A 7,483-nucleotide genomic window follows, 5' to 3' on the forward strand; every position below is an offset into this window, starting at 1 on the left:
GGGCGGCGCCGGTGCGGGCGGCGTCGACGATCAGCACCCGGCGGGCGCCGCGCATCGCGAACGCGGTGTCCAGGCCCGCGGTGCCGCCATCGACGAGCCGGACGTCGGCCGGCACCCCCACCGCGGCGAGGTGACGGATGAGCACCGGGCCGACCCCGTCGTCGCCGCGCAGCAGGTTGCCGCAGCCGATCACGGTCGCCGCCCACGACGGCGGGTCGATCCCCGGTGGGTCCAGCGGTACCGCGACGGCGAACCCGGTGCTGGCTGGTACGGCGGTGCTGGTGCTGGTGCTGGTGGGCGGCTCGGTGGTCATGGCACCCCGCGGTCAGACGGTGTCGTTGAGGACGAAGCTGGACAGCTCCCGGCCGGTCCGGCCGTCGTAGGCGTGCACGGTGCAGACCAGGCAGGAGTCGAAGCTGCGGGCGACATGGCCGAGTTCGACCGGGTCGGACGGGTCGGTCACCGGCGTGCCGACGAGCGCGGACTCGATCGGGCCGGGGGTGCCGGCGCCGTCACGGGGGCCGATGTTCCATGCCGTCGGGGTGACGACCTGGTAGTTCGCGATCCGCCCGCGTTCCAGGACGATCCAGTCCGCCAGCGACCCGCGGGCCGCCTCGGTGGCACCGAAACCCCGGCCGTCGGCGCGTTCGGTCGGCGGAAGGTGGAACGGTTCGTGCAGGTCGAGCTGGTCGAGCCAGCCGCGGACCCACTGGTAGTAGCGGGCGGCCTCGTGCATCCGGGCCAGCAGCCGAACCATCACCGACGAGCCGATGGTGGCGAGGATGTCGGCGAACAGCGGGTCGTCGTCCTGGTGCGGCGCGGCGCCGGGGGCGGCGGCTGCGACCCGGCGGGCCAGCGGTCCGGCCTCCAGGGGGATCGGTCCCAGGCCCGGCACGTCGTAGCGGGGGGACTTCGCCCAGCTGTACTTGCCGGCGGCCTGGCTGCCCTCGGGGTCGAGCGGAACCGTCTCCCCGTCGAACGGGTGGTAGGCGGACGTGCCCTGGTAATACGAGTGGGTGACGTCCTCGCGGACCCGGGCCTGGTCGAACGGGTGGTACGTCCCACCGGCATAGACCCCGGAGCGGCCGATCAGTGCGTCGCCCCGGCCGTCCACCGTCGGCTGCCGGTAGAGGTCGGGGTCGAAGTAGGTGCCGGTCGCCAGGTAGTTGCCGGGTCCGGCGCCGTAGCGGTCCAGGCCGATGTCCAGGCAGTAGCGCAGGAAGAAGCCGCAGTCGCTGTCCCGGTGGGCCGCGCTCTCGTCCAGCCAGGCGAGGATGTCGGCCCAGCTGCGGTTGGCCAGCCACCGCTCGACCGAACAGCCCAGCCAGCGCTGCTCGAGCCACTGCGACTTCCAGTGTTCGAGGATCGCGGTGGCCCGGGTGACGTCCGCCAGTGTCGGCGCGCAGATCACCCCGCCGGGCACCATGAAGCTCGAGTGCGGCCACTGCCCGCCGAAGATCGCATACACCTCGATCGGCCCCGCGGACAGGGCCACGCCCGGGCCGTAGCTCGTCCCGGTGAAGGGGGTGAACCTGCGGACGGCCTCGGCGTACAGCGGCGAGCCGGCGTACCGCCTGTTGGTCAGGTCGATCGCGAACAGCGCGTAGAAGCAGCGCGGGATGCTCTGCAGCGTCTCGCAGGCCTGGGCGATGTTGCGGATCAGGGTCGCGTTGCGCGGCAGCTCGGTCCGCCAGGCGACGTCGAGGGCGTACGCCGCCTTGAACAGATGGCTGCCGCCGCAGATCCCGCAGATCCGCGGGGTCACAATCAGCCCGGCCTGCGGGTCCTTTCCGCGCAGAATGATCTCGAAGCCGCGGAACATCGCCGCCGACGTCCAGGCCGCGCTGACCACCCCGTCGTCGATCGTGACCCGCACGTCGAGGTCACCCTCGACCCGTCCCATCGGGCTGACGTTGAGATCGACGGTCGTCATCGGTACGTCTCTTCTCGTGTGTGGCCGGCCGGATCAGGGGCCGGCCGGACCAGTGACTGGCCGGGATCGGGGACTGGCCGGGATCAGACGACGAACATGTCCTTCTTCGACCAGGACGGAGCACCGATCCGGGCCGCGGCGGCCTGGCCCAGATAGGTCAGGTGGCCGGCGCCCTCGGGCACCTCCCGCGGAATGACACCGGCGACCTTCTGCGTACGGAACACCGTGCCGGGCGCAAGGTCGAAGAACGGAAACTCGGGTTCGGTGCAGCCGATACACGGCATCCCGGCCCGGGTCTTCGACGACTGCCGGTTCCACAGGATGCGGTTGCAGGGGGAGTGGGTCATCGGACCGCGGCAGCCGAACTCGTAGAACAGGCAGCCCTGCCGTGTCCCGTCGCCGAAGGCAACCGTCGACTGCTTGTACTCGAAGTACCCGTTGCGGGTACAGCCGGTGTGGGTGAACGAGGTGAAGAACGTCTGCGGACGGTGCAGGTCGTCGAGGGCGATGTCGGCGGCCCGGCCGGTCGCCAGAGCCACCAGGATCTGCGTGATCCAGTCCGGATGGGCGGGGCAGCCGGCGATGTTGACCACGGGCAGTCCGGCCCGCGAGCGGAAGTCGGCGCCGAGGAAACCGCCGGGGTCGCGCCGGTGGAACTGCAGGCCGGTGGAGTCGGTCGGGTTCGGTGCGGTCGCCGGCAGACCACCGAAGCTCGCGCAGTCCCCCACGGCCACCACGACCTGGGCCTGGGCGGCCAGATCACGCACCCAGTCCTGCATCGGCCGGTCGGCGAACACGTCGTAGGTGCCCCGCCCGCCCGGACCCTGGATCACCGACCCCTCGAACACGAAGATGTCGACCGGGCGCACCCCGCGGGCGCAGTCCCAGAACAGCTTCCGGGCCGTCGCGCCGGTCTCCAGTCCCAGCGACGGATGCCAGACGAGGTCCAGCCCGAAGTCGGTGATCAGATCGATGACGGTGGGTTCCTCGGCGTTGAGGAACGACATGGTGTTACCGCTGCACGCCCCGCCCTGGAACCAGAGCACGGATGACATCGGTGGTCCTTCCTCGCGGCCGACCTGCTGCCGAGGTGCCTGGTGGCATCGGCACGGCGACGGTATGCGGCTGCGGCGGACGCACAGATAGGTCGTGTGCGGACGCTGCCACCTACGCGGGGTGACGTTTGGCGACCGGCGCCCGGACGGTGAGAGTGGAGTTCGGCCGGTGCCGTACCGGCCAGCGCCACCGCGCCGTCGCGGAGCGCCCGGCAACGGAGCCGACGGGAGGGACCGGACGTGCATGAGCTGTCGATCTGCCGGTCCGTCGCCGACATCGTTGCCCGGCATGCCGCCGGACGCCAGGTGACCGTCGTGCGCCTGCGGGTCGGAGCACTGCGCCAGGTCGTCCCGGCGACCCTCGTCGCCTGCTGGGACCTGGCCTTCGCCGGTCATCCGGACGGCGCGCTGCTGGCCGGGTCGGTCCTGGAGATCGACCAGGTTCCCGCCCGGGTGTCCTGCCGGGCCTGCGGGGTGCAGGGTGCGCTTGCGCGGCCGTTCGTGCGTTGCACCGCCTGCGGCGCCGATGCCGGCTGGCTGACGCTGACCGGCGGCGAGGAGTTCCTCGTCACCTCCTTCGAGGTGGCCCCACCGGCCCAGCCGGCGGTGGCCCCGCCCGCTCAGCCTGCGGCGGCCGCGGTGGCTGCGCCGCCGGTCCAGGCTGCTCCGACTGCCCTGACCGCCCCGACCGAACCGGCATCCGGCGCATCCGTGCCGAGCATGCCGACGCCCAGCGAACCGGCGCCCCATGCGCCGGCGGAGGTCTGACGTGGGCCGTTTCCATTCCCATCCCCCCGGCTCCTTCCCGCACCGCCCGAGTCGGCGGGGCGCCCCGCCCCGGGTCGTCCCGCCGCATCCGCCAACCGGTGCGGGTCGCCCCCGCCCGTCCGAGCAGACCCCGCCCCCGCAGGGTGCCCCGCCCCCGCAGGGTGCGGCATCGCCGCCGGCTCCGCGTCCACCGCAGGGAGCCGCTCCGACCCGGGCCACAGTCCAGGGCGGCGCTGGGCCCACGCAGGACAGCCAGCAGCCACACGGCCACGGCCACGGCCGCGCTGCGGGGCAGCCGCAGGAGTCGGCCCGGGTGGATCTGTCGGGCTATGACAGCGGGCCAGAGCGCGTCGAGGTGATGGAACGGATCCTCGGGGAGAACGAGCGGGCGGCGGCGGCGAACCGGGCTGCCTTCGACGCCGCCGGCGTGGCCGTGGTGAACCTGATGTCGGCGCCGGGAGCGGGCAAGACGACGCTGCTCGTCGAGACGCTGCGTCGCCTGGCGGCACAGCGGCGGATCGGGATCATCGAAGGCGACATCGAGACCAGCATCGACGCCGACCGCCTCGCCGGGTTCGGGGCGTCGATCGCGCTGCTCAACACCGGTGACGGATTCGGTGGGGAATGCCACCTGGACGCGCCGATGGTCGCCTCGGTGCTACCCCGGCTGCCGCTGGCCGAGCTCGATCTTGTCATCGTGGAGAACGTCGGGAATCTGGTGTGTCCCGCGGAGTTCACGGTCGGCGAGCATCGCCGGGCGATGGTGTACGCGGTGACCGAGGGCGAGGAGAAACCGCTCAAATACCCGGTGATGTTCCGGTCGACGGATCTCGTGCTGGTCAACAAGACCGATCTTCTGCCGCACCTCGACTTCGATCTGGCGGCATTTCGGCGCAACCTCGAGATGGTCCGGCCGGGCGTTGAGGTACTTGAGATCAGCGCGCGTACCGGTACCGGAGTCCAGGCCTGGTGCGACTGGCTGGACCGCCCGGTCTGATCCACCGGGGGGCCGCTCGACCTGGTTGGGACGATCGCTGCGGGTGCGGTCGGCCCGGGCGTTGCCGGAGGTACCCCCTTCCATCCGTTCCGGCTGCCTACGTCGGCTTGCCGCAATGATGTGCGGGTCGGGTACGTTGCTATTTTGAATAGGTGGGCCGCGGGCGGCGTGCCGGTTTCTCTAATGGAGATCGGTCCGCTATAAAAAGCTCCGATCGGGATGGTGAAACGTTCGGAGAGGCTTACGTCATGCGCCCACCCAGATATACCCCGAAAAGATCGCGTTCCGTGCGGCGGCGGCGGGCCCTGGCGGCGGTCGCCACGGCGGCCGCCTTCGGATTCCTCACCACCGGAGCCGGCTGCCCGCCGCATTGTGATCCGAATCATCCGTACCCGCCGAGTCACCACTGCTATATCCCCTGATCGGCGCGTCTGACCGGGGTCGGGCCCGATTGGTCCGGCTGGCTTGGCCGAGGTGGCTGTCCGGTGGTCACAGGAGCTGTCCTGGCGAGGTGAGCACGATCGCGATCTCGCCAGGACCGACGGGCCGGACAGCTGGGTCAGGTCAGATCGGTGCCGCGCAGCACCGCGACGGCGTGTTCGTAGGCGTCGTGCGTCGGCAGCAGTCGTCGGATGTTCAGCGGAATCAGATCATCACGATTCGTCTGCCCGCACCGGGGGCAGACCGACTGGTTCAGTGGCAGGAGTACGCCGCAGCGACCCTCGTCCGAACCGCAGCGCCGCCAGTCCCGATCGACCTCGATGTGCTGTACGCGGGAGCGCCGCAGCGCGCCGGACGCGCCGGACGCGCCGGACGCGGCGGGTCGCAGGGAGCCTGGCGTCCGCGTGCTTTCCGGCGTGGAGGAGCCGGGGCGCGTGCTCTGTGCGCGTCGACGTGCGGTCCATCGAGACACGGTGATCCCCTCGCCGTTCATCCGGGTGCGACCAGTGCATGCCGTTCGTCGCCATCCCGGAGCACAGCGCGCCAGGGGAGCCGAATCAACCGAAACGCACCAAGGTGCTATCGGTCGTGCGACATGTTTCACAATTCCCGGAGATGGGCTGGCCACATCTTGACTGCCCGTTTCGGTACCCGCGCGGTGTTCGCCCGGCGTGGGCTCAGCGCATGATGCCGGTGTGACCCAGGGAATAACGCCCGGGCTGCGGCCAGACGGTCAGCCCGTGCGGCTCATGCCCGACCGGAATCTTTGCCAACAGCCGCCCCGTGGACGGATCGGCACCGCTGTCACCACCGGTGTCGAAGACGTAGACGACGTTGCTGCGCCGACCGGACAACCACAGGCGGGTGCCGTCCGCATTCACGTTGCCCATGTCCGGCGTGCCGCCGCCGGGGATCGCCCAGTTCGCCACGACCGCCCGGGTGGCGAAGGAGATGACCGACACCGAACCGTTCTCACCCGCATGCGGGAACGGCACCGACATGCTCTCCATCTGGCCGCCGCGGTTGGCCACGTACAGGAAACGCCCGTCCCGGCTGGGGTAGAGGCCGTGGGTCTCCGGCCCGGTGTGCACAAATCCAATCTTGGTGAACTGGTCGCCGTCGACCAGGTGGACGCCGTCGGAGTTCATGTCGGCGACGTACCAGACCCTGCCCGCCGGGTCGATCTTGATGTCCTGCGGTGCGGACTGGCGGCCCAGATCCAGGTAGCCGACGACGCTCTGGTGGACGAGGTCCACCTTGACGAGCCGACCGGCGAACTCGCAGGTCGCGATGGCATAGCTGCCATCGGGGGCGAAGTCGACATGGTTGACGCCCGCACACTTGGTGCCCACATCCAGGCTGTGGCGCAGCGCCATGGTGTGCGGGTCGCGGAAGTCGATGTGATGGTTCGCCTCGGCGATGACCATCGCGTACTGTCCGTCGGGCGTGAAGTACAGGTTGTAGGGGTCGGCGACCGGGACCGCGGGGCCGGCGAGCCGGCCGGTCCGCGGGTCGATCGGTGACAGGCTGTTGCCACTGTTGTTGTTGACCCACAGCGTGCGCAGGTCCCAGGACGGCACGACATGCTGCGGTTGGCTGCCGGTGGTGTAACTGCCGATGACCTTCAGGGTCTTCTGGTCGATGACGCTGACCGTGCCGTCTGCCAGGTTCGGAACGTAGACGTACGCCGGATCGTTGCGAACGGCCGGGCTGAGCATGCCGGCCCGGGCGTGCTCGTAGACGTCGACCCCGCCCGCGCCACCCGTCGCGGCCGCGCCGACCGCTGACGCGCCGCCGCCACCGGTCACTGCCGTCCCACCGGGCGTGGCCCCGGTGGGAACGCCGGTGGTCGGGTCGCCATGATGGTCGTGCGGATGGGCGGCGGTGGGCGCCACCACCGCACTTGAATCATGGTTGTTCTTGGTGATGACGTAGATCGCCCCTGCCGCGATCACCAGCGCCGCGATGATCGCGGCACCCAGCGCGCGCTGCCGGGACCTCCCGGACGACCGGTGGGAGCGGGGGGAAACCTTGGCTGGCACTGGGTCAGACTAGCCATGACCCGGCGTTCGGACAGTAGCGGCACCCGGGTCTGCTACCGGCCCGTGCGGCGGCGTGGATACACGGGGCCGTACTGTGACTCGTCGCGTCGCGTGGCACCGTCCACCCGGCATGGTCTGATGGGGGGCGCTCTCGGTGACATCGCAACGGTTCACGGTGCCGGACGGCGGTGGGTCCGGTCCGTCCCGTCGCCGGCTGCTCGCCGCCGGCTCCGTGACTGCGGTGGCC

Annotated in this window: 7 protein-coding genes; 2 read left to right on the top strand and 5 right to left on the bottom strand. The window is 70.7% G+C overall.

What is annotated here, in order from left to right:
• The 3 genes from ND747_RS19225 to ND747_RS19235 form a co-directional block, all read right to left on the bottom strand.
• Positions 1-313, bottom strand: a 313-nt coding sequence (locus ND747_RS19225) for a hydrogenase maturation protease (protein WP_251735151.1), incomplete at its 3' end; no start/stop codon positions are given.
• Between the two features lie 12 nt (positions 314-325).
• Positions 326-1,933, bottom strand: a complete 1,608-nt coding sequence (locus tag ND747_RS19230; protein WP_251735153.1) for a nickel-dependent hydrogenase large subunit — start codon at positions 1,931-1,933, stop codon at positions 326-328.
• Between the two features lie 83 nt (positions 1,934-2,016).
• Positions 2,017-2,988: a hydrogenase gene (locus ND747_RS19235; RefSeq protein WP_251735155.1), complete on the bottom strand. Its 972-nt coding sequence runs from the start codon at positions 2,986-2,988 to the stop codon at positions 2,017-2,019.
• A 240-nt stretch (positions 2,989-3,228) separates the two neighbouring features.
• Between ND747_RS19235 and ND747_RS19240 the strand changes: the two genes are divergently transcribed.
• Both ND747_RS19240 and hypB read left to right on the top strand, forming a co-directional pair.
• Positions 3,229-3,756, top strand: coding sequence for a hydrogenase maturation nickel metallochaperone HypA (locus ND747_RS19240; protein ID WP_251735157.1), 528 nt, complete (start codon positions 3,229-3,231; stop codon positions 3,754-3,756).
• Between the two features lie 358 nt (positions 3,757-4,114).
• Positions 4,115-4,753 carry a hydrogenase nickel incorporation protein HypB gene (hypB, locus tag ND747_RS19245; protein ID WP_285900804.1) on the top strand — a complete coding sequence of 213 codons (639 nt, stop codon included), beginning with the start codon at positions 4,115-4,117 and terminating at the stop codon, positions 4,751-4,753.
• 559 nt (positions 4,754-5,312) lie between these two features.
• Here hypB and ND747_RS19250 read toward each other — a convergent pair.
• Both ND747_RS19250 and ND747_RS19255 read right to left on the bottom strand, forming a co-directional pair.
• Entirely contained in the window at positions 5,313-5,687 is a 375-nt protein-coding gene (locus ND747_RS19250; RefSeq protein ID WP_251735161.1) for a hypothetical protein, read from the bottom strand.
• Between the two features lie 184 nt (positions 5,688-5,871).
• The gene (locus tag ND747_RS19255; RefSeq protein ID WP_374216275.1) at positions 5,872-7,002 is read right to left on the bottom strand and encodes a hypothetical protein; all 1,131 of its coding nucleotides are present in this window, start codon (positions 7,000-7,002) and stop codon (positions 5,872-5,874) included.
• Positions 7,003-7,483: the final 481 nt, after the last annotated feature.

This window comes from Frankia sp. R82 (assembly GCF_023716925.1).
GTDB lineage: Bacteria > Actinomycetota > Actinomycetes > Frankiales > Frankiaceae > Frankia.

Coding starts and splice junctions, on each gene's coding strand:
- ND747_RS19230 (WP_251735153.1), bottom strand. CDS start 1,933: ATGACGACCGTCGATCTCAACGTCAGCCCGATGGGACGGGTCGAGGGT.
- ND747_RS19235 (WP_251735155.1), bottom strand. CDS start 2,988: ATGTCATCCGTGCTCTGGTTCCAGGGCGGGGCGTGCAGCGGTAACACC.
- hypB (WP_285900804.1), top strand. CDS start 4,115: ATGGAACGGATCCTCGGGGAGAACGAGCGGGCGGCGGCGGCGAACCGG.
- ND747_RS19250 (WP_251735161.1), bottom strand. CDS start 5,687: ATGAACGGCGAGGGGATCACCGTGTCTCGATGGACCGCACGTCGACGC.